We start from the raw sequence: 23,858 nt of genomic DNA on the forward strand, positions 1-23,858 counted from the left end.
CCACTGAGTCATCACCCAGTTCGTGCCATCTTCAAGGTCTGGTGGGGATCGGGCGGTTCGGTGTCGATTGTCCACACTGTGTGCTCGCAAAACTACAGTACCGGGTATGCAACTTTTCAGATCTGTTGCCGCGCCTCAGGTTCGTGCGGGTCGACCGACTCGCAGCGAACCGACCGTAAGGGATTTCCCATGCGACACAACAGGTTCACGGGCGCCGTCGCGGCGGCCGCGCTGACGGCGGGCTCGATGCTCGCCGTCGGCTCGGGCGCGGCGGCGGCCCCGACCACCGCACCGCAGGCGGAGGCGGCCTCGACCGAGGCGCCCACCACGGTGGTACTTCCCACGGGCGACCGGGTCACGTTGCTGCCGAACGGCAGCGCCGGGATCGCACCGGCTCTCGGCCGCGAGGACGCCTCGTTCATCACCCCGCCCTCGCCGAGCGGCGACGTGATCGTGGTGCCGACCGACAAGGTCGCTGCGGTGCTCTCCGGCGAGGAGGACCCTCGCCGCTACAACGTCTCGGAGCTCCTGCGAGGCGGGCACACCGACGCCACCGACGTGTCTGCTTCCGAACTGGACGATCGCGAGTACGCGGGGCTCATCCCGGACACGAGCCCGCAGACCGCGTCCGAGGACGAGGAAACCGTCAAACTCCGCGTCGACCTCCGCATGCGCGACGGCGGTGTGCCCGAGGGGAGCTGGGTGCTCTGGTCCGATCGCGACGGTGAGGACTTCGACTTCGTCGAGATCGACGAGTCCGGCGGCGGCAGCGTCGCCGTCCCCGAGGGCGACTACGTGATCGTCGGCGGGTTCTGGAACGCGCCCACCGACACCGAGCGCGGCGAGACCATCATGGGCATGGTGCCGGTGACCGTCGAGGGCGACCTCACGCACCTGGTCATGGACGGTTCGACCTCGTCGCCGGTGAGCGTCGAGGTCGAGCAGCCCGACGCCGAGTTCCTGAACGCGACGATGATGCTCAGCGCCCGCGCCGGTGACAACAATCTCGGGTTCGGCACCTTCCTCGACCCGCTGGACGACGCGTTCCTGCTGCCCGAGCCCGATCTCGAAGAGTTCGAACTCGACTTCATCTATCAGCCGGTCCTCGCCGACCCTGAAGGCGAGTACGTGTACAACCTCGCCTTCGCGCACACCGGCGGGTTCCCGTCGGACGCGGCCTACAGCGTCACCGACGCCGAGCTCGCGGTCGTCGCGGCCGAATACCGCGACCTGGGCGTCCCGAACGACGGCTACACCTGCGACTACGGCGACACCGCCGCGCAGATCGGGATGGGCTTCTGCCGCATGGTGGAGACGCCGGTCCCCGCGCAGCGGACCATGTACTACACCCCGGGGCCGCAGATCGAGTGGGGCCACTTGCTCGTCTCGGGGGTCCTCGACGAGGACCTGTTCATCTCGGACGGGTTCACGGCCTCGCGCGACGCGGTCTACGGAGCCGGTCCGGCCGCGCTCGCGATTCCCAACGGGGGACTCTCCTCTCCGACCGCCGACGCGTACCGGTCCACGTTCGAGGGAACCGAGTACTTCGAGGCGTACCTCAGCATCGGCGGCGGCAACGGCGAGACCGTAAGGCTCGTCGGCGGCAGCGCCGACTTCGAGCTCAGCCGGGACGGTGAAGTGCTGGCCTCCGCGGAGGGCTTCGATCCTTACATGGAGTACGTGATCGCCGAACTGCCGGAAGGCGACTCGGGCCGCTACACGCTCGCCTTCGACTACACGGCTTCGGCGGCGACCACGGTCTTCGGCACCGCAGGGAGCAACACGTGGGAGTTCGACTCGACCTCGGTCGCCGAAGGCGAGTGGACTCCGATCGCCTTCCCGACCGTCGCGCTCGAAGCCGACGACATCGCCGGGGGCTACGCGCCGCGACGCGGCTGCCAGGAGATCACCCTGGAGATGCGCAACTACGAGTGGGGCCCGGTGACGCACGCAGTCGACATGGCCTTCGAGGTCTCCTACGACGACGGCGCGACCTGGAAGAGCGTCGACATCGACCGCGACGGCGACACCGCCACGGCCGAACTGCGCCACCCACGGGGCGCCGAGTTCGTGTCGATCCGCACCACGGTCGTGGACGACGCGGGCACGGAGAACACGAACACGGTGATCCGGGCCTACGGCCTGCGCTAACCATCCCGCGGCCCGCCCCCAACCGGGACGGGCCGCGGCCAGGGGTCAGCGCCTGCCGAAGTCGTCCGCTAGAATCGTGGCGTCGCGCTCCAAGGGGCGCTGACCAGCCGCTGTAGCTTTAATTGGTAGAGCAACGCACTTGTAATGCGTAGGTTGCGGGTTCGAGTCCTGTCAGCGGCTCCAGTCTCTTAGAGGGGTTCATTCCGATGCCGGTTGCATCGGGGTGGGTCCCTCTTTTCGTGTGCTGGGTGTGTGGTGGGTGAAGGTCAAAGGCGGCGGCGACGGTGGGGTGGGTGGTCGGTTGGGGTTGGTTGGTGGCTGCTGGGTGTGTGGTGGGGAAGGTCAAAGGCGGCAGCGACGACGAGGCGGGTGGCCGGGCGGGGTCGGTAGTCGGTGGCCGGGTGTGGATGTGGTTGGGGTGCTTGGGGTTCGGGGTCGAACGTGAGTGGTGTCTAGCCTTGTGGGTGATGACAGTGGGCGTGGTGGGTGGGATGATTGGTGTACGTACAGGGACATGGTTTTCGTACGGGTGGCGTGTTGGGTGCAAGCAGACTAAGCCAAGCCTCTGGCCCGCTCGTTATCTCGGCGGATTCCGAGCCGACCGTTTCGCGCTCCTGGTTTGTTTTCGGGGGTGGGTCGTTCCTCAATCCTTCGTATGATCGGGTTTGGGTCGCTTCCGGCAGCTTGTCTCAGAGTGGGACATGGGATCAGGGAGGGCTCAGAGATCACTTGGTTGGGATCACCCTGGCCAGGAGGCAGTGTCGTTGGAACGAGGCACACCGTATCGAGGCGGTCAGGACTGGCAGGGGAGCACGACACTCCCTCACCGGGTACCACCCCCGGGCTAGTTCACTCGAGACGACCACAGCGAAGCGACAGGGGTTGCTTGCTACGGCCTTGCCACGGAGACAAGGACACCGCACCACCCCACGCACGCCGTGTACCGGCCCACACCGCAAGGCGAGGGCCACCGAAGGCAAGGGCGCGACGCCGCAAGGCCGAGGGCCCGACTCGGCATGGCTTGACACCGCGAAGGTGAAGAGCCGAAGCGGCATGGGCGCAACGCCAAGGAGGCGGAGCGCCGAGGCCGTATGGGCCAGGGCCGGAAGGCACCGGGCCTGAGGAAGTGTGGGCGCGACGCCGAAATGGCGGAGGGCCGAGGCAGCATGGGCACGAAAAGCCAAGGCCACCAGCGAAACCGCCACTAGCCGAGGCGCCCACCGGCAGGACACCGAAGGAGGTGAACACCGATGCAGCACACCACGACCATCAGCATGTCCGCCGCGACCTCCCCCCAGGAAACCGCGACCGGCACCTCCACCATGCCCACCGCCACCACGACCGCAACGGCGACCGACACGGTCATCACCCCCGCCGCCACCGCCACCCTGACCGCCGCCGCCGGGCGAACCCTCGCCCGCACCGGCCGGGCCACGGCACCCCACCCCGGGCCATCCCCCACTGGCCTCCGTCGCCGCCAGCCCGAACCCCAAACCAATCAGGCCCGACCTCAAAAGCGACCCGCACCAATCCCCCACCTCGTTGTCGCTGCCGCCTGAACACCGACTCAAACCAGCCCGGCCCCGAGAACAGCCCGCACCATTCCCTCACCTCTTTGTCGCCGACGCCTGAACCCAGCCCCACTTCGGCCTTTCCCCGACCACGAACCAGGCCAGCCGCCCACCTCATCGTCGCTGCCGCCCGACCCCCAACCCAGGTCAACCCGGCCCCGACCACGAGCCAGGCCACCCACTCACCCCTTCATCGCCGCCAGCCCGAACCCCGCCCCGATCGGACCTAGCCCCGACAAACAGCCCGCAGCGCCCTCTCACCCTTTTGTCGCTGCCGCTCGAACCCGGGCACAAACCGGCCCGGCCCCGAAAACGGCCCGCACCAATCCCTCACCCCGCAGTCGCTGCCGCCCGAACCCCAACCCAGGTCAACCTGGCCCCGACAGCGAGTCGCACCATGCGCGAGTCGGGCCGGTGAGCATCGCCCAAGCGAAGGCCACCGGCACCGCCGAGGCGAGCAGCCACGGCCAGGTCTCCTCGTTCTCCCGCGGAAGCATCGCCATCGCGATCAGGCCGAAGAACCCCGCGTAGAGGCACATCAGCACCACGATCGTGATGCGCGCGCCGTTGCGGCGGCGGGTCAGGCCGATGTTGAGCGCCGCGTGGAAGAGTGCGAGGCCGATCACCGCGCCCGAATAGACGAGCCAGACCCCCATCTCCGCAGTGAATCTGTGGTCCATTTCCAGCGTGAAGACCACCAGCCCCACCCCGAAGTACACCGCATAGCCCACGGCGAGCCACAGCATCACCAGCGCGGCCGTGACCACGAAGGGGACGCGAGGGCCCGTGCCGATGCGGGGGCTGTGCAGGGCCGAGGCCGGATCGCACCAGGCGCGGGCCTCGTTGGTGAGGGCGAGGTTCATCAGCAGGATCGCGCCGGGCAGGAGGAACGGCCCAAGATCGAAGTAGCTCCACATGTACAGGCCCAGCAAGAACCCGGCCGAGCCGACGACCACCACGGCCTGGCGGGCCCAGTCGCGGCCATTCCACAGCTTCACCGCCAGCAGCACGGTCACGGCGATCAATGCCACGTTCGGCACCTGCGCCGCCAGCGCCCACCACTGGGGTTCGCTGACGACGGTGCCGCCGTCGCGGTAGGAGATCGTTGAGTCGAAGAGCGCGTAGAGCCCACCGAAGGCGGTGTACTAGACCATGGCGATCACGTTGAGCCACAGCACGGCGATGAGGCCGACCATCCTCCACGGCGCGTGCTGTCGTTCCTTTGTGGAGGGTCCAAGAGGCTGGGGGATCGGATCCATGAGGCGGCCTTCGATAGGGGGTAGGGGCCGTTTCGAGCGTATGGCACCCGATCCAGGCGCGGGGTCCGCGAACCTCAGTCCTCGACGCTCACCGTGCCCGCGACCAGGCCCGTCGCCGCCTCCACCGCGAGCGCGCCCGCCGAGTCAGAAGCCAGTGCGAGCGCGGACCGAAGGTCTTCGAGCGCCGCGAACGCCTCGCCGCGCTTTCGCTGCTGCGCCAAGGGAAGCCGCGGGATCTTCACCGCGAGGATCCGGCGCTTCGCGCCGGTCGCGGTGCGCTTCGCCGCTCCCGGGAGGCGGGCGGCGAGGTTCGCGGCGATCCAGCCGAGATCGATCGACTCACCGCACTCGACAGTCCACTGTGTCTCTGTGGCATCGGCGAGGTCGCCCAGACGCACCTGCGGAGTGCCGAGCGGGTCCACGATCGCGCAGCGGCCCTTGCCTTCCGCGCCTCCAGGGGACACGGTCAAGTGGCCGTCCCGCTCCAGGTCGGCCAGGCTGGTCTCCGGAGCCGACTCCTCCGCCCCGGACCCGAAGCGCGGCAACGCCGTCTCGCCGATCGCCGCCAGCGCCTCCCCGAGGCCCGCGACGGATTCGGCGAGGTTCGCTCCGCCCGCTGCGGTGCTGGCGAGGTAGACGGCGGGGGAGATGTCCACGTCCTCGTCCCATAGCCGCATGAGCGGCACGGTGGCCGCGTCGGGGGTCGCCATCGGGGTTTCGGGTGCGGCGGTGAAGGTCCGCCAGGCGGCGGCGAAGCCGCGGCCGTTGGAGACCAGCAGGTGGCTCGTCTCGCCGCGCGGGGTCAGGATCCACAAGTGGGCCTTGGCGTCCGGGTGGTCGACCACGGCGCGCAGCGCGCCCCAGCGGAGCAGTTCGGAGCGGATGCGGCGGCCGGTGCGGCGGTGGGCGACCTGGGCGGGCATGCGCACCACGGCGTGCCCGCCGGGGGCGAGGAGGGCGACGCAGTGGAGTGCCCACGCCAGTTCGGGCTCGGTGCGCGGCGGGGTGCCGAAGGCCAGGCGCGGGTCGTCCCCGGCCGGGAGGCGGTCGTAGCCCCAGTCCTTGACGTTGAACGGCGGGTCGCACACCACGAGCGAGTAGCGCTCGGGCGGCAGCGGGTCGAGCAGTGAGTCCCCTACGCGGACTTCGACATCGGCGTCCTCGTCGAGGAGCCCCAGGCGCCGTGCGGCGATCGCGGTGCGCGGCGCGGAAAGGTCGGTCCCGGACAGTTCGCGGCAGGGCCCGACCCTGGCGGCCACCGCTGCGAGGAGGTCGCCTTCCTCGCAGGCCGGGTCGTGGACGGTCAGGACTCGGGTGGCTGCGGCGCTGTTCGTCGGCGTCTCGGCGCCTTGGGCGGGGTCGGCCGGTGCCTGCGAGCCCCGGGCCACCTCGGCCGCGAGGTCGGCCAGCGGGCCTATCCCGGGCCCTGTGCCGGTCCCGGCCGCTTCGCGGGCGCGTTCGATGAAGAACTCGAACAGCTCAGCCGCCGACATCTCGCTTTCCAAGGCCCCCAACTCATCCGGATCGTCGAAGGCCGCCGCGACCGCCCCCAGTGCCGCCTCCGCCGTGGGGTGCTCCCCGCTGATCGCGAACCAGGCCCGGTCGGCGCCGGTGACGCGCAGCTCCCGTCCGTGCGCGGCCGCCCAGTCTTCCAGTGCCGCAAGCGAGAAGCGGGGCCTGCGGGTCGAGTCGTCCACGGGGGCCGGGAAGTCGGGTTCGCGGCGGCGCCAGTTGCTCACCGCGTTGCGGCCCACGCCCGCGAGGCGGGCGAGATCGGTGAGCGTGATGGTCGCGCCAGAGGCGTTTCGGGTGGTCATGCGGCACTCCTGTCGGATTCCTGGGATTCTAGCCCACCCCGCGTCGCTGAGGTTTGACACAGTCTACTAGTCTCGTGAAGTAAGTTCACAAGCTTCAAAGAGCGATCGACACCCCACGGAAGGTTTTCCATGAACATCGAACTCCCCGAACTCTCGAAGCGCCTACTCGCCGTCGGCGGGGCCGCCCTCATCGGCATCGCCGCGCTCGCCGCGTGCACCCCCGAGGCCGACAACGGCATCGACACGAGCAAGGGCGACGACACCGCGGTCGAAGAGGAAGGCGGAGCCGACGAGGCCGCCGGAGGCGGCGACGGCACCAGCCCCGAATCGCCGCTTCCGGCCGGTTCGACCGTCGAGGTCGGCGACTGGACCATCGGCGTCAGCGACGTGACCTTGGACGCGACCGACGCGATCCTGGCCGAGAACGAGTTCAACGAGGCCCCCGCCGAGGGCTTCCAGCAGGCCATGTTCACCATCGACGGCACCTACAACGGCACCGAGACCGGCACCCTGTGGCTCGACGTCGTGGTCGGCGTCTGGGTCGACGGCACCTTCTACGACGGGTGCACCAACGTCGTCCCCGGCGACCTCATCGACACCCCCGACGTCTCCGGCGGCGGCCAGGCCTCCGGCGCGACCTGCGCCGAGATCCCCGCGGGCACCACCGAAGGGGTGCTCTACGTCGAGGACCTGTTCTCCCTCGACGGCACCCAGTACTTCATCGAGCTCGGCTGAGCGCCCCGCGCGCCACAGCACCCGAGACCGGAGGACGCGGCGACCATGGGCGGAACCCGCGTCCTCCTCGGCGTGTCGGCCCGGACGTAAACTCCAGGCCATGACCGCCGCCCGCATCCTCGAAGCCCTCGCCGAGCTCGCCCCCACCGCCAAGGCCGCCCCCTGGGGCGCGATCGGCTCCCGAGTCGCCTGGGGCGGCGGGATGGGCACCGTGGCCGGGGCCGACGAGCTCGCCGCCTACGACGAACTCCACCGCGACGAGCGGAGCCTGCGCCAGGGCTTCGGGATCGTCATGGGCCGCATGAAGGTCGACGGCAAGAACCGCCAGGTCGCGATCCCCCTCGCCGCCCGGCCGGTCCGCCTGGAGCCCGCCCAGGCCCGCCCGTTCGACTTCAAGATCCTCCCCGCCGGCGACATCGCCGTGCACCCCTCGCTCGAAGGCACCCCCTTCGCCGAGCAGCTCATCGCCGTGTTCGACCCCGACCGGCCCGCCGAGCTCCTCGCCGAACCCGAATGGCTCGCCGAAGCCGCACGCGCCGCCGGATACCCCGTCACCGCCGTCGAACCCCGCAAGGCCCGCAAGGACGGCCCGGCCGTCGTCCTCGCCCAACCCGTGGTCTTCATCGCCGACTACTCCGAGGACACCCCGATCGCCAAGAGCCTCAGAGAATGGGCGGCCCGGCCCGGCATCGACGCCACCGCGCTCGACGCGGTGTACCGCACCAACGACAGTGTTACGGAATCCACAGAGGACGATGCCCCGCGCGGTCCGCTGCCGCTCAGCCGCGAGCAGGCCGCCGCCGTGGCGCTCGCCCGCCGCCACCCGGTCACCGTCGTCACCGGCGCACCCGGTTGCGGCAAGAGCCACACCCTCGCGGCGATCGCGTTGGACGCCATCGCCTCCGGGCAGTCCGTCCTCATCGCGACCCAGTCCGTGCACGCCGCCGACGTGCTCGGCGGGATCCTCGAGAGGCACCCCGGGCCCCGCCCGATCCAGTTCGGCGACTCCGAAAGGGACTCAGGCCTCACCCTCGACGCCGACCGGCGCTCCCAGGCCAAGGCCGCCGAGCAGGCCGCCGCCGACGCCCGCGCCTACACCGAGCGCATCGAGACCGAGATCGCCACCGGCCTCGAACTCGAACGCCGCCGCCTCCGCGCCCCCGACGCGCCCGTGTTCCTCCTCGACGACTTCCCCGGCCTGAGGGAAGCCGAACTCGACGAGGTCGAGACCCTCGCCGCATTGGCGCACAGCACGAACGGGAGCCTGTGGCGGCGCTGGAAGTGCCGCCGGGCCCGGGCGCGCCTCACCTCGGCCATCGGCACGATCGGCACCGCCGACTCGCTGCGCCGCGCCGTCGAGGTCGCGCGCGACGTGCAGGCCGCCGCCGTCCTCTCCAGCCGCGGCGGGCTCGACCTGGGGACCCTGTGGCGCGCTTTGGAAACCGCCGACGCCGACTGCGCCGACGCGGCCGGGACCGCCCTGAAGACCCGCCCCAGTGCGGGGACCGCCGCGCGCCGCGCCCTCACCGCGCTCGACACCGCACTGCGCAAAGGCAACCGGGGCGACCGCCGCCGCATGCTGGCCGAAGTGGACACCGCCGCGCTGCTCAAAGCCGCACCACTGTGGATCGGGACCGTGGCCGACACCGAAGCGGTGCTGCCGCCCGTCCCGGGCCTGTTCGACCTCGTGATCCTCGACGAGGCCAGCCACATCAACCAGCTGCGGGCCGCGCCCGTGCTCGCCCGCGCCCGCCGCGCCGTCGTCGCAGGCGACCCCAAGCAGCTGCGGTTCGTGTCCTTCACCGCCGAACGCAGGCTCCACGACGTGCTCGACCGGCACGGCCTGCGCGAGAGCGAATACCTCCTCGACACCGGCCGGGTCTCGGCCTACGACCTCGCCCGCGGCGCCGGGCCCGTCGCCGAGCTCACCGAGCACCACCGCAGCGTCCCGCACCTCATCGGCTTCTCCGCCGACCGCTTTTACAACGGACGCGTCGCGCCCGTGACCACCCACCCGCGCAACCACGAAGCCGACGCGATCAGCGTCCACCGCGTCAGCGCCGAGAAAGCCGACGCCAGCGGCGTGGTCGGACCCGAAGTCGAACGCGCCGTGGCACTCCTGGCCGAACTCGTCGACCGAGGCGAGCGGGGCCTGGCCGTGCTCTCCCCGTTCCGCGCCCAGGCCGAGGCCATCGAGGCGGCCCTCATGAAGCGCTTCGACCTCACCACCATCCGCGAGCGCCGCATCCGCTCGGGCACCGTCCACGCCTTCCAAGGCTCCGAGGCCGAGACCGTGATCGCCGCGCTCGGCGTCGCCGACGGCGACAACGCCGGACGCAAGCGGTTCCTGGCCGGGGCGAACCTGTTCAACGTCATGGTCACCCGCGCCCGCGCCCACCTCCACGTCGTCACCGCGCTCACCGAGCCCACCGGGCTGGTGGGGGAGTTCCTCGACTACGCCGACCGCCCGCCGCGCTCCCCCGAAGGCGGCGTCGAACCCGCCGATTGGACCGGGAAGCTCGCCGGGGCGCTCGCGGGCGCCGACGCGACCGTGCGCGTCGACTACCCAGTGGGCCACTGGACCGTCGACCTCGTCGTCGGCGAAGGTGACGACGCGCTCGGCGTGGTGTGCCTCCCACATCCCGAAGGGCCCCAGGCGCACCTGGCCCGGCACCGGGCCCTGCGCCGGGCCGGGTGGCGGCTCGTGGACGCGTTCCCCTCCGCCTCGGGCGACGATCCGTCCCGCGCCGCGGTCGCCGTCCTGGCAGCACACTCGCAAGGGTGATCTTCGCCATGCGTTGTGGTCGTTGATTTCCGGAATTCCCTGAAACCGCTGGTCGATGCCCATTGCATGCGTCCTGTAGCGGTATGCGCCGCCACGGTAGTTGAGTGCTGCACATATGGTCGCCGCTGTATTCCCGCGTCACCACTCCCCGGTAGCGTGGTCTCGATTCCCAGCGCCGTGACGATCCCGGCGCCCCACAGAAAGCAGCACATGAACCTCAATTCCGAGACCTTCGGTCCCATCCGCCGCGTCCTCGCCATGGGCGGCCTCGCCGTCGCCGCCGCAGCGGCCCTCTCCGGCTGCGGTTTCCTCGACGACGCCGGTACCGACACCGATGAAGGCGAAGTCAGCAACGCGCAACTCGACGCCGCCGGCGACGCCTCCCCCGGCGACTGCCTCCCCGAAGAGGTCCTCGCCTCCGACGGCAAGACCTTCGCCGTCGACTGTTCGGGCGCCGAAGCGTTCTGGACCATCACCGCGATCGAGGCCGACCCCGGCGTCACCGCCTCCGGCGGCGACATCGCCGACACCCAGGCCATCTACGACGTGTGCGGCACCGAGGTCGGCGCCCAGCTGCCCGGCAAGCCCTGGACGGACTGGAACATGATCTACGACCAGACCACCGGCTCGGTCGACTACCTGTTCTGCGTCGAGGCCATCGACCAGCCCAACGCCGAAGGCGTCGTCCCGGTCGTGCCCTCCGCCGCCGGGGAGTGCTTCTCCAGCGCCGAGTGGAACTTCGGGACCTTCCCGTGCGACTCGCCCGCCGTCGACTCCACCGTCGTCCAGGTCGTCGAGATCGACCAGGCCGAGTGGGAGACCGTCGACGCCGAGACCGTCGCCATGGAGCAGTGCACCGGTGACGACTGGACCTACTACATCGGCGCCGTCGACCAGTTCGGTCGCACCGCCGCCGTCTACTGCACCAACTAAGCGCCGCAAGTGAACAGGGCCCCGAGGTTCGCCTCGGGGCCCCTTCGCGTCTACGGGATGAACACGCAGTACTCGTGCAGGTGGTACTCGTACGCGGGACTGATCTCGACCACGAGCATCACCTCGCCCAGGTTCGCGAAAGGCCCCACCCGCTCCACCCGGTCCTGGATCTGACGCGCGCTCGACTCGCCCACCCCCGGCAGCGTGAGCAGCACATGCAGCGGCGCGTGGTTGAGGTCGACCAGGCCGCCGTCGTCGTACTGCCGCGGCAGGTCCGGGCGGCCGATGCCAAGCCGCTTGGCCAGCATCGGGTCCGCCGAAGCGGTACGCCTGGCCTGCTCGCGCAGCATCCGCGCCTGGTCGACCGCCTCCATGCCCGCGGACCGCTCGACCGGCTGCGGCGGAAGCGGCGGCAGCGCCCACACCGCCGAACGGATGATCAACAGATGCGCGGTCGCCCCGACCGAGGTGATCCCCACGGTCGCGTAGAACAGCGCGTTCGCCCACTCCGGCGGCGGCGAATCGTGCACACCGATCGCGGTGCAACCGGACACCATCAGTACCGAGTGGACGATCAACGCGGTGAGCGTCAGATTGTCCCGCCGCTTGGCCAAAGCGGTGGCGAACCCGATCGGGGCGGCGAAACCGCACGTCAGCAACGGCATGAACGCCCACAGGTAGGTGCCGACGACGCCTACGACTGAGCGGCGCTGATGATATCGGGGGACTTGGGGACCGGGGACGGTCATCGCGGAGGACTCCCAGGCGAGGCGGGGTAGGCGGGCAGGCTCGGCTGGGGCGGCGCGGACCAGGTCCGCAGCAGCCGTTCGGCGTCGATCGTATCGGGGGCGGCCGGACCGAACACCGCGGCCAGATCACGCACCAATGTAGACAACTCCCCGAACGCCTCCGCGCTGCGCCCCAGCGCCGCGAGCATGTCCACGGCCACCCGCCGCGACCGCAAGGTCGCATGCGCCCGTTCGCCTTCGAGGCGCTTCTGCCGTTCGATCACGCCCCGCAGGCCATTCAGCGCGCTGGCGGCGTTCCCCAGGGACGCCAGGCACTGCGCGGCCCGCACCTGGCAGTGCAGGGCCAGCGCCGGGTCGGGGCTCTCGGCGTCCTTGGCGAGGGACCTGAACGCCGAGAGCGCGCCGTTGAAATCGCCTGCGGCCCAAGCGCGGTCGGCGGCGGCGAGGCGTTCGGAGGCCCGGTCGGCGACCGGGCCGCGCCTCGCGGCGGCGGCCACCGCTTCGCGGGCGACGCGGGCCGGAGCCAGCGGGGCCCGCATCGGCCAGGTCGGGTCGCCGCAGTCGCGCGCGGGCGCTGCGGATACGGGCGCGGCCGCGAGCATCGCAGCGAGTCGCAAGTGGACGGCGGCGGCGTCGGAGCCGCGCTCGGCCGGTTCCTTCGACAGCAGGCGCGAGACCAGCCCGTCGAGTTCGGCCGGGAGGTCGGGCCGCCTGCGGCGCACCGGTTCGGGGACTTCCCGCAGGTGCGCGGTCTGGACCTCGTAGGCCGAGCCGCGGCCTGCGAACAGCCGCTCGCCCGTGGCCATCTCGTAGAGCAAAGCGCCGAGCGCGTAGAGGTCGGCGGCGGGCCCGGCCGGCTGGGCCCGGATCTGCTCGGGGGCCATGTATCCGCGGGTGCCGGGCTTGTCGCCGGTGGCCGTCAGGCGCGAGACCTCGGGCTCGAGGACGGCGGCGATCCCGAAGTCGACCACGTGGACGAGTCCGGCGGGGCCGACGATGATGTTGGCGGGCTTGAGGTCCCGGTGGATGACCTGCCGGGCGTGGGCGGCTTCGAGCACGGACGCGAGCTGCGCGCCGATGGCGAGGGTCCAGTCGCCGGGGAGCGCGCCGGTCTCGTCGAGGAGGTCGCGGAGATTGAGCCCGGGCAGGTAGGCCATGACCAGGAACAGCTCGCCGGATTCCTCGTTGAGTCCGGCGTCGAAGATCGCGGGCACGCCGGGGTGCTCGATCTGGGCGGTGACGCGGGCTTCGCGGCGGAAGCGGGCCACGGCCTCGTCCTTCAAGGGGCCGGCGAGGAGGTCGGGTTTGACGACCTTGACGGCGATCTCGCGGTCGAGGTGGAGGTCGGTGCCCTGCCACACGCGCCCCATGCCGCCCGCGCCGACGGGCCGCACCAACTGGTAGCGGCCGCCGACGACTTGGAGTGTGCTCACCCGCTCAAGGATGCCCGTTCGCCGCGCGTGACCGGACGCGGCACCGGCCGGTGCGAAGCGTGCCGCAGTGCCTCTGCGCCCCAAGCTGAGCGGGTGCCGGTGGTGCGATAGCGGCTGGGCGGTGGGACCGGGGTTGCGCCCCAAGGGAACTAGGGGTCGGTGGTGCGTTGGCGGCTGGACGGGGGTTGCGGCCCAAGCCAAGCGGGTGTTGGCGGTGCGATAGCGGCTGGGCGGTGGGACCGGGGCTGCGCCCCAAGGCAAGTGGGGGTCGGTGGTGCATTGGCGGCTGGACGGGGGTTGCGCCCCAAGGGAAGCGGGTGCCGGGCCCCCTCGGGCCCGGCACTGCTCGCTGTTACTCGCAGGTCCAGGTGACGGCCTTGAGGATGTGCCAGTCGTATTCGTCGTCACCGGCGTAGACCTGCCCGGCCAGGAGCTTCCCGGTGGGGTCGATCTCGGTCGCCATGTCGCCGAACCAGTTGTCCTCGGGCGCGGTCAGACCCGGCAGTTCCACGACCTCGCCTCCTGCGGGCTGGTAGACCGCCGAGGGGTATCCCTCGCCCGCGGCGGTGCCTTCGGCGTTGACGCCGGGGGCGTAGACCATGTCGAGGACTTCGACGGTGCCTTCGGCGAGGTTCCAGCGCACGCCCCCTTCGTATTCGGGGGTGAGGACGTAGCCGGTGGCCCAGTCGCCTGCGAGGTCGAGCGTGTAGAGCACGTCCTCCTTGCCGAAGCCTTCGGGCGCGGGCAGGGCCTCGCCGGTGCCGTCGGGGTGCCACACGTACGGCGTGGACACGTCGATGCCGTCCTCGTCGAACTGGATGCCGAGCGTCCCGATGACGGTCCCGTCGTCGCGGATCTCGTCGGCCGAACCCCAAAGGGTGCCTTCGGGAACGGGGAGTTCGACCGGCTCGGTCTTCCCGGCGGGCCAGAGCGCCGGCAGCCACCATTCGTCGCCGCCGACGCTGCCGACGATGTCGCCGGACTCGTTGATCCCGTTGGCCGAGCCTGCGCCGTCGAGCTCGGTGAGGACGCCGTCCTGCCACACGTACGGCTTGTCGACGTTGTCGACGAGGCTGCGTCCGACGGCGGTCCCCGAGGAGTTGACGTCGTTGAGGAGCTGCTCGACGCCGGGCATGACGACTTCGGTGGCCTCCCCGTCGAGGTAGACCATCGGGTAGCGCTCGTCGCCGGAGATCCCGACCGGGTAGGCGCGGTAGGCGATCGCCGATCCGTCCTCGCTCATGCCGGTGACGATGCTGAAGTACGTGTCGCGGGGCATGGGGAGCTCGGTGATCTCACACGCGGCCCCGTCCGCGGGCTCGGCGGCCTCGGCCGCGGTGGCCGACAGCGCCGCCGCCGCGACGGCCGCGAGCGCGGCGGTCCCGGCGAACAGGCGCGCGCGGCGGGTTCTGGTTGCGATTGCCGCTGTGTTCGACATGCGGTAGTCCTTCCCAGGTGGGTTCGCCGGATCCGTCCGGATCCGGCACCCCTCAATACCGGCGTTCGTCCCCGCCGGGTTGCCCCGATCGGTCCGTGAATCTGTGCAATTGCGTTGTGACACAAGGGAATAGACGCGACGAGGCCCGCTCGTGAGTCGGGCGGGCCTCGTTCGATGTGTGTTACTCGCAGGTCCAGACGACCGCGTTGAGGAGGTGCCGGTCGTTCTCGTCGCGGCCGACGTAGACGCTGCCGGCGATCGTGGTGCCGTCGGCGCTGATCTGGTCGGCCTGGTCGCCGAAGTGGTCGTCGGACGGTTCCGCGACGCCCGGCAGCGTCACGACCTCGCCGCCGAAGGTCTGGAAGGCCGCGCTCGGGTACAGGTCGCCCGCGACGGTGCCCTTGGCGTTGACCGTGGCCCGACCTTCGAGGTCGGTGACGTGCGCGGTGCCCTCGGCGAGGTTCCAGACCACGCCCACCGCGTCCAGGCCCGGCGCGCTCAGGAAGCCCGAAGCCCAGTCGCCCTGGATGTCCGAGGCGTAGGCGTGCGCCTCGTCCGGGTCGACGCCCTCAGGCATCGGCAGCGGTGCGCCGTTGAGGTCGGCGTCCCACCAGTAGGGCACGAAGTCGCCTTCGGCGTCCTCGTAGTAGCCGACGATGACGCCCTCGTCGTTGATCTCGCTGGCCGAACCCGAACCGGCGCCCTCGGGCAGCGGCAGGTCGATCACCGTGCCCTCGAACCCGGGCGCGAACACCGGCACCTGCGGATACTGGCCGCGCGCGCCCACGACGTCGCCCTGCTCATTGACGCCGTTGGCCTCGCCGCCGTCCTCCCAGGACAGCTGGGCGACCTTGCCCTCCTGGACGATGTAGGGCAGGACCCTGCCGTCGATGTAGGTCGACCCCGAACCGAAACCGGTGGAGTTGACGTCGCTGACCTCTTGGTCCTCGCCGGGGATCGGGACCGCGTGGGCCTCGCCGAAGATGTACATCATCGGGAAGCGCTCGTACCCGCCGTCGGTCGGGTAGCCGCGGTAGACGACGGCCGAGCCGTCGTCGCTCATGCCCGTGGTGAACGTGAAGAGCTGACCGTCCGGAATGGGCAGTGTCGTCATCTCGCACGTCGGCGCCCCGGTCTCGGCGGCCGCGGCCCCCTGGACCGGCAGCGTGATCGCGCCCGCTGCGGCGGCTACGGCTGTCGCCGCAATGAATGCCTTGCGGCCGTTGATCTTTCGTTTCGCCGTGGTTGACATCGTGGCGTCGTCCCTTCGGGAAGCGGAGTGTCGGAATCTTGTGATTTCAACACCACTACGACGCTCGTCGCGGTACGCCGGGTTGCCCGGGGGCGTCGGTTTCATCGCCTTCGCGGCGCTTGTCGAGCTCGCGCCGTTGTGCGCCTCCACACTGCTTCGCCGGAAAACTGTCAACAACCCGGGGCATTTCGCCCCCCAGGACATTCGCGCCTCACTCATGCCCCGATGAAACCCCTGCGTAACACGCCTACTTGCAGGTAAGAATTTCCTGTGCCCGCGTTGACGGTGGCATGTGTCGGACGCTACAGTTCTTCACTATTACCCTTCCGAGTGACTGCGCACTCGCCCCCACAGGTGAACCCCAAAGTGGCAGGGAGCCATATGCCGACGGTGATCTCAGACCCCCGGAGCGTCCGCCTGCGAACAGTGGACGGACTCAGTGCCCTCGGCATCCCCGCGCCTCCCGCGCAGTTCCCGCTGCCGTTCCCCTCCGGACGCCTGCCCCGGCTGCGCTCCAGGGGCCACCTCGAAGCGCGCGCGGCGATCCTCAACATCGTCCAGGCCCGCGTCTTCGACATGCCCGAGGAACTGGCGATGCGCTGGCTCCTCGACGCCCATGTGCTCGACCACCTCGCCCCCGACGAATGGGGCTTCATCGCCTGCGGCCGCGGCGAGCGGGAGCGCTACGCCGATCAGCTCGAAAGCCTCTACACCGTCTCCTGGCTGCTGGGCCTCGTCGACGACCTCGACCCGGCCGTGCCGTGCACCGAGGAGCTCCCCGAGCTCCTGCCCGACCTGCGGCGCCCGGAGTCCTTCGGGTCCTGGCGCGACCGCCAGCTCACCCCCACCCGCGACCCCGGCGCGGTGGCCGAGATGCTCGACCTCTACTACTGCCTCGACTGGCTGTGCGACCAGGCCCGGCGCGCCGGGCAGGCCCCGCCTAGGGGCGTGGACGACAACCTGGTGTGGCACCGGCGCTGGGCGCTGGAATGGGCCGTGGTCTTCGCCGACGAGCGGCCCGTCCACTGGGACGAAGTCCGGCTGTGAGGCGGCCTCGGTTCATCCGAGGACTATATTCATAGGATGAATTCGACGCCGCTGTCCCACGACGACCTCCGCGCCGCCCCCAAGGTGGTCCTCCACGAGCACCTCGACGGCGGCCTGCGCCCCGAAACGCTCATCGAGATCGCCGACGAGATCGGCCACGAGCTGCCCGCGACCGAACCCGACGCGCTCGCCGAGTGGTTCTTCACCGCGGCCGACTCGGGGACCCTGGACCTGTACCTGGAGACCTTCGCGCACACCATCGCGGTGTCGCAGAAGGCCGAGCACTGCTTCCGCATCGCCTCCGAGGCCGCGCAGGACCTCGCCGCCGACGGCGTGGTCTACGCCGAGATCCGCTACGCCCCCGAGCAGCAGCTCCTCGGCGGGCTCAGCCTCGAAGGCGTCGTCGAGGCCACCCTCGCCGGGTTCGAGGAGGGCGAGCGCCTCGCCGAGAAGGCCGGGAACCCCATCAAGGTCCGCACGCTCCTGTGCGGGATGCGCCACGCCGACCGCACCCTGGAGATCGCCAAACTCGCGGTGTCCTTCCGCGACAAGGGCGTCGTCGGCTTCGACATCGCCGGCGGCGAGATCGGCAACCCGGCCGAGCGCCACGCCGAGGCCTTCGCCTACCTCAAGCGCGAGTCGATGCCGTTCACGATCCACGCGGGCGAGTCCTGCGGCCCCGAGTCGATCTGGGGCGCGGTCGCCGTCTGCGGCACCGACCGCATCGGCCACGGCGTGCAGCTCATCAAGGACATCGACCTGACCGGCGACGAGGCCAAGCTCTCCAACCTCGCGCACTACATCAGGGACCGGCGCATCGCCCTGGAGGTCGCGCCGTCCTCGAACCTCCAGACCGAAGGCGCCGAGTCGATCGAGACGCACCCGATCAAGGCCCTCTACGACCTCGGCTTCCGCGTCACGGTCAACAACGACAACCGGCTCATGAGCCGCACCAGCACCTCCCGGGAGTTCCAGCTCCTGTCGGAGACGTTCGGCTGGGGCTGGGCCGAGGTGCGCCGCTGCACCGAGAACGCGATGAAGGCCGCGTTCGTCCACCACCCCGAGCGGCGCCGCATGATCGAAGAGGTCATCCGCCCCGCCTACGCGGCACTGGAGACCGGCACTGCCGCTGAGTAAGCTCGGCTGATGCACGTTTACACCGCTCCCGTCGTCGTCCCCATCGCGACCGAGCCGATCCGCGACGGCGCGGTCGGGGTCGACGACGGGCGGATCGCCTACGTCGGCCCCGCCGCCGACGCCCCCGAAGCCGAAGGGACCACCGCCTTCGACGGCGTGCTCCTGCCCGGCCTGGTCAACGCCCACACCCACTTGTGCTACACCGCGTTCGCCGACATGTACGGCAACGAGAAGGAGTTCTTCGAGTGGATCCAGGAGTTCGCGCGGCGCAATCCCGAGACCGCTGACGACGCCTGGAAGGCCTCGGTGCGGCTCGGCATCGAGGAGTCGATCGCCAACGGCGTCACCGCCGTGGCCGACATCGTCACGCCCGCAGCCGGTTTCGAACCGCTCTTCGCCTCAAGCCTCGCCGGGGTCGCCTACTGGGAGGCCTGCTTCATCGACGACGCCGCGTGGGAGGTGCGCCGCACCCCCTGGCGGGAGGTCGTCACCGAATCCCGCGCGGTCAACAACTCCGACATCGCCGTCGGGATCAGCCCCCACACCCTCTACACGCTGGGCACCAACGTCGGCAAGGGCCTGGCCGAACTGGCCCGCACCCTCGACATCCGCCTCCACCCGCACCTGGCCGAGACCACGCACGAGGACATGTTCGTGCGCCGCGGCTCGGGCCCGTTCGCGTTCATGAACCGCCGCGCCGGGCTCGACCTCGAACTCGGCGACGGCGGCGCGGGGCACTCCCCGGCCGCGCAGATGGAGAAGGTCGGCTGGCTCGGCGCCGACGCCCACGTGGCCCACGGCGTCCACCTCGACGAGGACGACCGGGAGATCCTGCGCGCCAAGGACACCGTGATCGCCCTGTGCGCGCGCTCCAACGCCCGCCTCGAAGCCGGCGAGCCGCCCGTGGCCGCGCTGCGCGCCGAAGGCAACGCCGTCGCCGTCGGCACCGACTCGCGGGCCTCGGCCCCCGACCTCGACGTGGCCGCCGAATGGCCGCTGCTGCGCCGCCTCGCCCTGGCGCAAGGCGACGACGGCGCCGGGCTCGACGAGTGGATCGTCCGGGCCGCCACCGAAGGCGGCGCGAAAGCCCTCGGCCGCAGGGACATCGGCCAGATCAAGGTCGGCGCGCGCGCCGACCTCGCGCTGTTCGCCGTCGACACCGAAGGCGACCCGTACGCGGCCCTGGTCAAGGGCGCGGCGGGCAACTGCAAGGCCACCGTGCTCAAGGGCGAACTCATCGAACGCTGAGGAACGCTCCATAACGCTTCGATATCGGACCTTGCCGATCCCGGCCCGGTCCGCGATGCTCGATGGGGCCCCTGTGACGAACGGGGCCCCCGAGCCTGATTCACAGGAGAGGTCTCCTCTCCGTGTATCCCCTGGAGAAGGCGGGGCGCGCACCGCGCGCCCCGCCGTTCCTCTCTCTTCTTCGGACGGGCTTCGCCTCGCAAGGGCTCCGAAACCACCGCAACAGCGCCGCAAACCAGCGCTATCGGGCTTTCGTGACGAGGCGGCCGCTCTTTGTGACAACCCCCACGCCGTAGTTATCGGAAGGGTTACGCGCGATAACGGTTCGGCTTCATAGATCGACATCACAGCCCGCATGCGTCAAGGTAATCCTGTAGCGCAGGCCGCACTCGGGGGAACTCTCAGCGACGTCCCAGCCGGGCGAGCGGCGCCACTGCGCCGGTCCGAACCGACGACGACGAGGAGGCGCAGGTGCCAGGTCCACACCCGAACCGCATCACCGTTTCCTTTGCGCCACAAGCACTGTCGTCAGATCAGGTCGGACCCCGAATCTCCTCACCGGGCGAGTGCGCGGCCCATCCCCGCACCCTCGTGGCCGCACACGCCGTGTAACCCCGCGCGCGCCCGATATAACCCCTTGATCCGCCGGGGCCCACACCGACAGGGCTCCGGCGGATTTTTTCTGCGCCCTGTGCAAGGCTGTCGAGGTGATCGAAGCGAACGAAGCGAGTACCCCGCGTAAAGAACCCGGCCGCATCGCCGCGATGTTCGACCGGGTCGGACCGGGCTACGACCGCACGAACACCCTCATGTTCGCCGGGCAGGACAAGCGCTGGCGAAAGTCCGTGCGCGAGGCCTTGAGCCTCCAGCCCGGCGAGCGCTGCCTCGACCTGGGCGCGGGCACCGGCGTCTCGACCGTCGAGCTGGCCAAGTCCGGCGCCGACGTCATCGGCGCCGACTTCTCCCTGGGGATGCTCCAGGCCCACCAGGACCGCCAGGTCCCGCTGGTCAACGCCGACGCGCTGCACCTCCCGTTCGCCGACAACGCGTTCAACGCCGTCACCGGCTCCTTCTTCATCCGCAACGTGGTCGACCTCGACGCCTGCCTCGCCGAGATCCTCCGCGTCCTCGCCCCCGGCGGGCGCCTGGTCCTGTGCGAGGTCTCCCAGCCGGTCTGGAAGCCCTACCGCAAGGCCCACGGCGTGTTCGTCAAGCACGTCATGCCCCGCGTGGCCGCCCGAGTCGCCTCCGACCCCGAGGCCTACCGCTACCTCGCCGAATCCACGCTGGTCTGGCCCACCCAATCCGAGTTCGCCGACCGCATCGTGGCCGCCGGCTTCCGCAAGGTCGCCTGGCGCAACCTCGCCGGAGGAGCGGTCGCGATGCACCGCGGCTTCAAGTAGCGAACTCCGAGTGGCTCGATCCGATCCGATCAGGCGCGGGGTCGGGTTGCTTGACCGGTCAAGTATCGAAGTTAAGCTGGTGCCATGAGTGATGCTGCCCCGTGGCTCGACGATGCGGAGATGGAGACCTGGCTCGCGCTCATCGGGGTCGTCATGCGTCTGCCCGGGGCGCTGGACGGGCAGTTGCGGCGCGACGCCGAGCTCTCCTACTTCGAGTACGTGGTCCTGGCCGGGCTCGAACACGCCCCCGACCAGACCATGCGCATGAGCGATCTCGCGTTCGTGTGCAACGGGTCGCTCTCGCGGCTCTCCCATGTGGCCAGGCGCCTTGAGGGCGAAGGGCTCATCACCCGCTTCGCGTGCCCCACCGACGGCCGCTCGACCCTGGCGACCCTCACCGACGGCGGCCGCGAGCGCCTCGCCACCGCCGCGCCCGGGCACGTGACCCTGGTGCGGCAGTTGATCTTCGACGAGCTCGACGAGGTCGAGGTGCGCGAACTGGGAGCGCTCGCGAAGCGCCTCCTGGGCCGCATCCAGGCCTGAGAGGGCCGCGTCCGATTGGGCGCGATATCGGTGCAGTCGCGGCTTGCGGACTCTCGGTATAGTGGGGCGAATCTCATCAACTCCCCTGGACCCCCGAGGAGCCCCGATGTCAACTCCATACCTCCTGGAGGTCGGCGATGGCCGGCGCTGACGTGTTCACGCTGGACCCCGACGAAGTCCACAAATCGGTCGCCGTCCTGTTCGAGATCGAGGCCGACGTCAAGTCCCAGACCGATTCGATGGTCGCCTCCAACGCCGACGCCGCCGCTCCTTTGACCGCCGCGAGCACGGCGCTCGGCCCGGCGCTCGAAGCGGCCGGCGAGTGGTGGAAGATCCACCGCGCGGGCGGCTTCACCGGCCTGCTCGGCAACACCGGCGAGTACCTGGCCGTGTGCGCCCAGGAGGCCGTCGAGGTCGACGACTTCAACGCGGGCACCTTCGCCAGCGTCGCGGGGGACATCTACCCCGACCGGGCCAACGCCACCGCCTCCTCCCGGCCCGACTGGTAGCCGCGCATGAGCGAGATGACCTGGCAGCAGCTGCGCGACCTCGACTGCGGCGCGGTGCGCGCGCTCGGGGACCTGTGGAAGTCCCATGTCGAGACGATGCTCGACCAGACCGAGCGGCTGCGGGCCGACGTCGTCGAGGGGCACCTCTCGGTCGAGAACTTCGAGTCCGACACCGCCACGCAGGTGCGCGAGCACATCACCTTGACCGCCGACCGGTACGAGGACGACCTCTCCGACTACGCCACCACGCGGATCGCCACGACGCTGCATGAGGCCGCCGACGCGTTCGAGGCCGAGCAGAACGAGCTCAAGGAGCTCATCCCGCTCATCGAGAGCCGCGACTTCGACATCGAAGGCCCCCACAAGGAATACGACGTCAACCTCTCGGGCGGCCTTCACCAGGCGATCCTGACGCTGGATCCGCCGCAGTGGCTGTGCGACATGGTCGGCATCACCAAGCCCAGCGGGTTCTGGGACTGGGACACCCTCAAGGCCCTGTTCAACAGCGTCGACCTCTACGGCACCGCGATCGGCCTCGCCGGCCAGTACCAGGACTGGCTCCGCGCCGTCATGTCCAGGGCCCACGACGCCGACGACGACGCGGCCGCGGCGCTCTCGGAGATGAGCGACAACCCGACCGAGCTCCCGCCGCATCTGGGCGCGACCTATGACGACCTCATTGACGACTACAAGGAGGGCGTCTCCGACGAGGTCGCGAACGAGGCCCGCGCGATCGCCGAGGGCACGTCCGGCATGTCGCCCGAGCAGGTCAACCAGTGGTGGGAGAACCTGAGCGACGCCGAACGCGAAGCGCTCCTTGAGGAACACCCCGAATGGGTCGGCCCGGTCGACGGCATCCCGACCGAGTACCGCGACACCGCCAACCGGGTGCTGCTGGACCGCAACATCGACAGCCTGGACTCGCAGATCGCGGCGAAGGAACAGGCCTTGGCGGGCATGGACCCCGACTCGGACGAATACGAGCGGGCGAAGGAAGAGCTCGACGGCTTGAAGGGCGACCGGTCGGATCTGGTGAGGCTCCAGGAGCACATCACGAACGAGGATGGCAGCCCCAAGGTCTACGGGATCACCGACCAGCAGTACTACCTGCTCGGCTTCGACACCGAAGGCAGCGGCAAGGCGGTCGTTTCCATCGGCAACCCCGACACGGCCGACAACGTGAACGCCTACGTGCCTGGCACCGGCGGCAACCTCGCGGGCGCCAGCGGGGGCCTCATGGACCGCACCGAGACGATGGCGCGCGACGCCGACAACGCCAGCGACGCCGAGACCGCGACGGTGCTGTGGCTCGGCTACGACGCGCCGGACTCGATCGTTCCCGAGGCCATGCAGTCGAAGTGGGCCGAGGACGGCTCCAAGGCCCTGGAGAGGTTCACGCAGGGCGTTCGCGCCACCGCCGAAGGCGAGCCGTCGAACCTGACGCTCACCGGACACTCATATGGCACCACGATGGTCGGCACCGCCGCAGCGACGCAGGGCGTCGAGGCAGACAACCTCGTGTTCATCGGCTCTCCTGGAGTCGGGGTCGACACCGCATCCGCGCTCGGGGTCGACGAGAGCAATGTATGGGCCTCAACCAATGACGAGGACGTCATCCAGTACGGCCCGGTGCACGGCAACGCGCCGGTGAACGAGAGCTTCGGCGGCAACACCTTTACCAGCGACTCGCCGAGGGAGAAAACCGAATGGTGGAAGTTCTGGGAAGGCGCGACCGAGAACCACAGCTCCTACTGGGACGACGGCAGTGAACCGGGCGAAGCGAACAACGAGATCAGCCGCAGCAACCAGGCGCACATCGTCACCGGTCAGGAGGACATGGTGCGATGA

General features: G+C 70.2%; 18 protein-coding genes and 1 tRNA gene. 13 read left to right on the forward strand and 6 right to left on the reverse strand.

Annotated elements, in window-relative coordinates; all coding sequences use genetic code 11:
• Positions 1-189: 189 nt before the first annotated feature.
• From AB0B28_RS03410 to AB0B28_RS03420, 3 genes are all read left to right on the forward strand, one after another.
• Positions 190-2,151, forward strand: a complete 1,962-nt coding sequence (locus tag AB0B28_RS03410; protein ID WP_360115742.1) for a hypothetical protein — start codon at positions 190-192, stop codon at positions 2,149-2,151.
• 106 nt (positions 2,152-2,257) lie between these two features.
• Positions 2,258-2,334: transfer RNA gene (locus AB0B28_RS03415), tRNA-Thr, on the forward strand.
• A gap of 1,067 nt (positions 2,335-3,401) precedes the next feature.
• The gene (locus AB0B28_RS03420) at positions 3,402-3,710 is read left to right on the forward strand and encodes a hypothetical protein (protein ID WP_360115745.1); all 309 of its coding nucleotides are present in this window, start codon (positions 3,402-3,404) and stop codon (positions 3,708-3,710) included.
• Positions 3,711-4,090: 380 nt separating this feature from the next.
• On the opposite strand, the gene AB0B28_RS03425 is transcribed toward AB0B28_RS03420, so the two are convergent.
• Both AB0B28_RS03425 and AB0B28_RS03430 read right to left on the reverse strand, forming a co-directional pair.
• Positions 4,091-4,753: a hypothetical protein gene (locus AB0B28_RS03425; RefSeq protein ID WP_360115748.1), complete on the reverse strand. Its 663-nt coding sequence runs from the start codon at positions 4,751-4,753 to the stop codon at positions 4,091-4,093.
• A gap of 302 nt (positions 4,754-5,055) precedes the next feature.
• On the reverse strand, positions 5,056-6,798 hold the full coding sequence (locus AB0B28_RS03430; protein WP_360115751.1) for an N-6 DNA methylase: 1,743 nt from the start codon (positions 6,796-6,798) through the stop codon (positions 5,056-5,058).
• A gap of 129 nt (positions 6,799-6,927) precedes the next feature.
• On the opposite strand from AB0B28_RS03430, the gene AB0B28_RS03435 reads away from it, so the two are divergent.
• The 3 genes from AB0B28_RS03435 to AB0B28_RS03445 all read left to right on the forward strand — a co-directional run bounded on the left by AB0B28_RS03435 (position 6,928) and on the right by AB0B28_RS03445 (position 11,251).
• Positions 6,928-7,533, forward strand: a complete 606-nt coding sequence (locus AB0B28_RS03435) for a hypothetical protein (RefSeq protein WP_360115754.1) — start codon at positions 6,928-6,930, stop codon at positions 7,531-7,533.
• Between the two features lie 100 nt (positions 7,534-7,633).
• A complete protein-coding gene (locus tag AB0B28_RS03440) occupies positions 7,634-10,318 on the forward strand; it encodes an ATP-binding protein (RefSeq protein WP_360115757.1) in 2,685 nt (894 codons plus the stop codon).
• Positions 10,319-10,528: 210 nt separating this feature from the next.
• On the forward strand, positions 10,529-11,251 hold the full coding sequence (locus tag AB0B28_RS03445) for a hypothetical protein (RefSeq protein ID WP_360115760.1): 723 nt from the start codon (positions 10,529-10,531) through the stop codon (positions 11,249-11,251).
• A gap of 50 nt (positions 11,252-11,301) precedes the next feature.
• On the opposite strand, the gene AB0B28_RS03450 is transcribed toward AB0B28_RS03445, so the two are convergent.
• The 4 genes from AB0B28_RS03450 to AB0B28_RS03465 form a co-directional block, all read right to left on the reverse strand.
• Positions 11,302-12,000, reverse strand: a complete 699-nt coding sequence (locus AB0B28_RS03450) for a helix-hairpin-helix domain-containing protein (RefSeq protein ID WP_360115763.1) — start codon at positions 11,998-12,000, stop codon at positions 11,302-11,304.
• Positions 11,997-13,433: a serine/threonine-protein kinase gene (locus tag AB0B28_RS03455; RefSeq protein WP_360115766.1), complete on the reverse strand. Its 1,437-nt coding sequence runs from the start codon at positions 13,431-13,433 to the stop codon at positions 11,997-11,999. The genes AB0B28_RS03450 and AB0B28_RS03455 overlap by 4 nt, the downstream gene beginning before the upstream one ends.
• Positions 13,434-13,785: 352 nt before the next feature.
• Complete coding sequence (locus tag AB0B28_RS03460) at positions 13,786-14,871, reverse strand: hypothetical protein (RefSeq protein ID WP_360115769.1); 1,086 nt, start codon at positions 14,869-14,871, stop codon at positions 13,786-13,788.
• Positions 14,872-15,052: 181 nt separating this feature from the next.
• A complete protein-coding gene (locus tag AB0B28_RS03465; protein WP_360115772.1) occupies positions 15,053-16,123 on the reverse strand; it encodes a hypothetical protein in 1,071 nt (356 codons plus the stop codon).
• A 426-nt stretch (positions 16,124-16,549) separates the two neighbouring features.
• On the opposite strand from AB0B28_RS03465, the gene AB0B28_RS03470 reads away from it, so the two are divergent.
• The 7 genes from AB0B28_RS03470 to AB0B28_RS03500 all read left to right on the forward strand — a co-directional run bounded on the left by AB0B28_RS03470 (position 16,550) and on the right by AB0B28_RS03500 (position 23,858).
• Positions 16,550-17,170 (forward strand): DUF4272 domain-containing protein, encoded by a 621-nt coding sequence (locus AB0B28_RS03470; RefSeq protein ID WP_360115775.1) that lies wholly within the window; start codon positions 16,550-16,552, stop codon positions 17,168-17,170.
• 36 nt (positions 17,171-17,206) lie between these two features.
• A complete protein-coding gene (locus AB0B28_RS03475; RefSeq protein WP_360115778.1) occupies positions 17,207-18,307 on the forward strand; it encodes an adenosine deaminase in 1,101 nt (366 codons plus the stop codon).
• Between the two features lie 9 nt (positions 18,308-18,316).
• On the forward strand, positions 18,317-19,555 hold the full coding sequence (locus AB0B28_RS03480; RefSeq protein ID WP_360115781.1) for an amidohydrolase family protein: 1,239 nt from the start codon (positions 18,317-18,319) through the stop codon (positions 19,553-19,555).
• A gap of 764 nt (positions 19,556-20,319) precedes the next feature.
• The gene (locus AB0B28_RS03485; RefSeq protein ID WP_360115923.1) at positions 20,320-20,958 is read left to right on the forward strand and encodes a class I SAM-dependent methyltransferase; all 639 of its coding nucleotides are present in this window, start codon (positions 20,320-20,322) and stop codon (positions 20,956-20,958) included.
• An 84-nt stretch (positions 20,959-21,042) separates the two neighbouring features.
• Entirely contained in the window at positions 21,043-21,501 is a 459-nt protein-coding gene (locus AB0B28_RS03490) for a MarR family transcriptional regulator (RefSeq protein ID WP_360115784.1), read from the forward strand.
• A gap of 137 nt (positions 21,502-21,638) precedes the next feature.
• Positions 21,639-22,010 (forward strand): hypothetical protein, encoded by a 372-nt coding sequence (locus AB0B28_RS03495; RefSeq protein WP_360115787.1) that lies wholly within the window; start codon positions 21,639-21,641, stop codon positions 22,008-22,010.
• 6 nt (positions 22,011-22,016) lie between these two features.
• Positions 22,017-23,858, forward strand: coding sequence for an alpha/beta hydrolase (locus AB0B28_RS03500; protein ID WP_360115790.1), 1,842 nt, complete (start codon positions 22,017-22,019; stop codon positions 23,856-23,858).

The organism is Glycomyces sp. NPDC046736, from assembly GCF_040645615.1.
Classification (GTDB): Bacteria; Actinomycetota; Actinomycetes; order Mycobacteriales; family Micromonosporaceae; genus Glycomyces.

Coding starts and splice junctions, on each gene's coding strand:
- AB0B28_RS03410 (WP_360115742.1), top strand. CDS start 190: ATGCGACACAACAGGTTCACGGGCGCCGTCGCGGCGGCCGCGCTGACG.
- AB0B28_RS03420 (WP_360115745.1), top strand. CDS start 3,402: ATGCAGCACACCACGACCATCAGCATGTCCGCCGCGACCTCCCCCCAG.
- AB0B28_RS03430 (WP_360115751.1), bottom strand. CDS start 6,798: ATGACCACCCGAAACGCCTCTGGCGCGACCATCACGCTCACCGATCTC.
- AB0B28_RS03435 (WP_360115754.1), top strand. CDS start 6,928: ATGAACATCGAACTCCCCGAACTCTCGAAGCGCCTACTCGCCGTCGGC.
- AB0B28_RS03440 (WP_360115757.1), top strand. CDS start 7,634: ATGACCGCCGCCCGCATCCTCGAAGCCCTCGCCGAGCTCGCCCCCACC.
- AB0B28_RS03445 (WP_360115760.1), top strand. CDS start 10,529: ATGAACCTCAATTCCGAGACCTTCGGTCCCATCCGCCGCGTCCTCGCC.
- AB0B28_RS03450 (WP_360115763.1), bottom strand. CDS start 12,000: ATGACCGTCCCCGGTCCCCAAGTCCCCCGATATCATCAGCGCCGCTCA.
- AB0B28_RS03460 (WP_360115769.1), bottom strand. CDS start 14,871: ATGTCGAACACAGCGGCAATCGCAACCAGAACCCGCCGCGCGCGCCTG.
- AB0B28_RS03465 (WP_360115772.1), bottom strand. CDS start 16,123: ATGTCAACCACGGCGAAACGAAAGATCAACGGCCGCAAGGCATTCATT.
- AB0B28_RS03475 (WP_360115778.1), top strand. CDS start 17,207: ATGAATTCGACGCCGCTGTCCCACGACGACCTCCGCGCCGCCCCCAAG.
- AB0B28_RS03480 (WP_360115781.1), top strand. CDS start 18,317: ATGCACGTTTACACCGCTCCCGTCGTCGTCCCCATCGCGACCGAGCCG.
- AB0B28_RS03485 (WP_360115923.1), top strand. CDS start 20,320: ATGTTCGACCGGGTCGGACCGGGCTACGACCGCACGAACACCCTCATG.
- AB0B28_RS03490 (WP_360115784.1), top strand. CDS start 21,043: ATGAGTGATGCTGCCCCGTGGCTCGACGATGCGGAGATGGAGACCTGG.
- AB0B28_RS03495 (WP_360115787.1), top strand. CDS start 21,639: ATGGCCGGCGCTGACGTGTTCACGCTGGACCCCGACGAAGTCCACAAA.
- AB0B28_RS03500 (WP_360115790.1), top strand. CDS start 22,017: ATGAGCGAGATGACCTGGCAGCAGCTGCGCGACCTCGACTGCGGCGCG.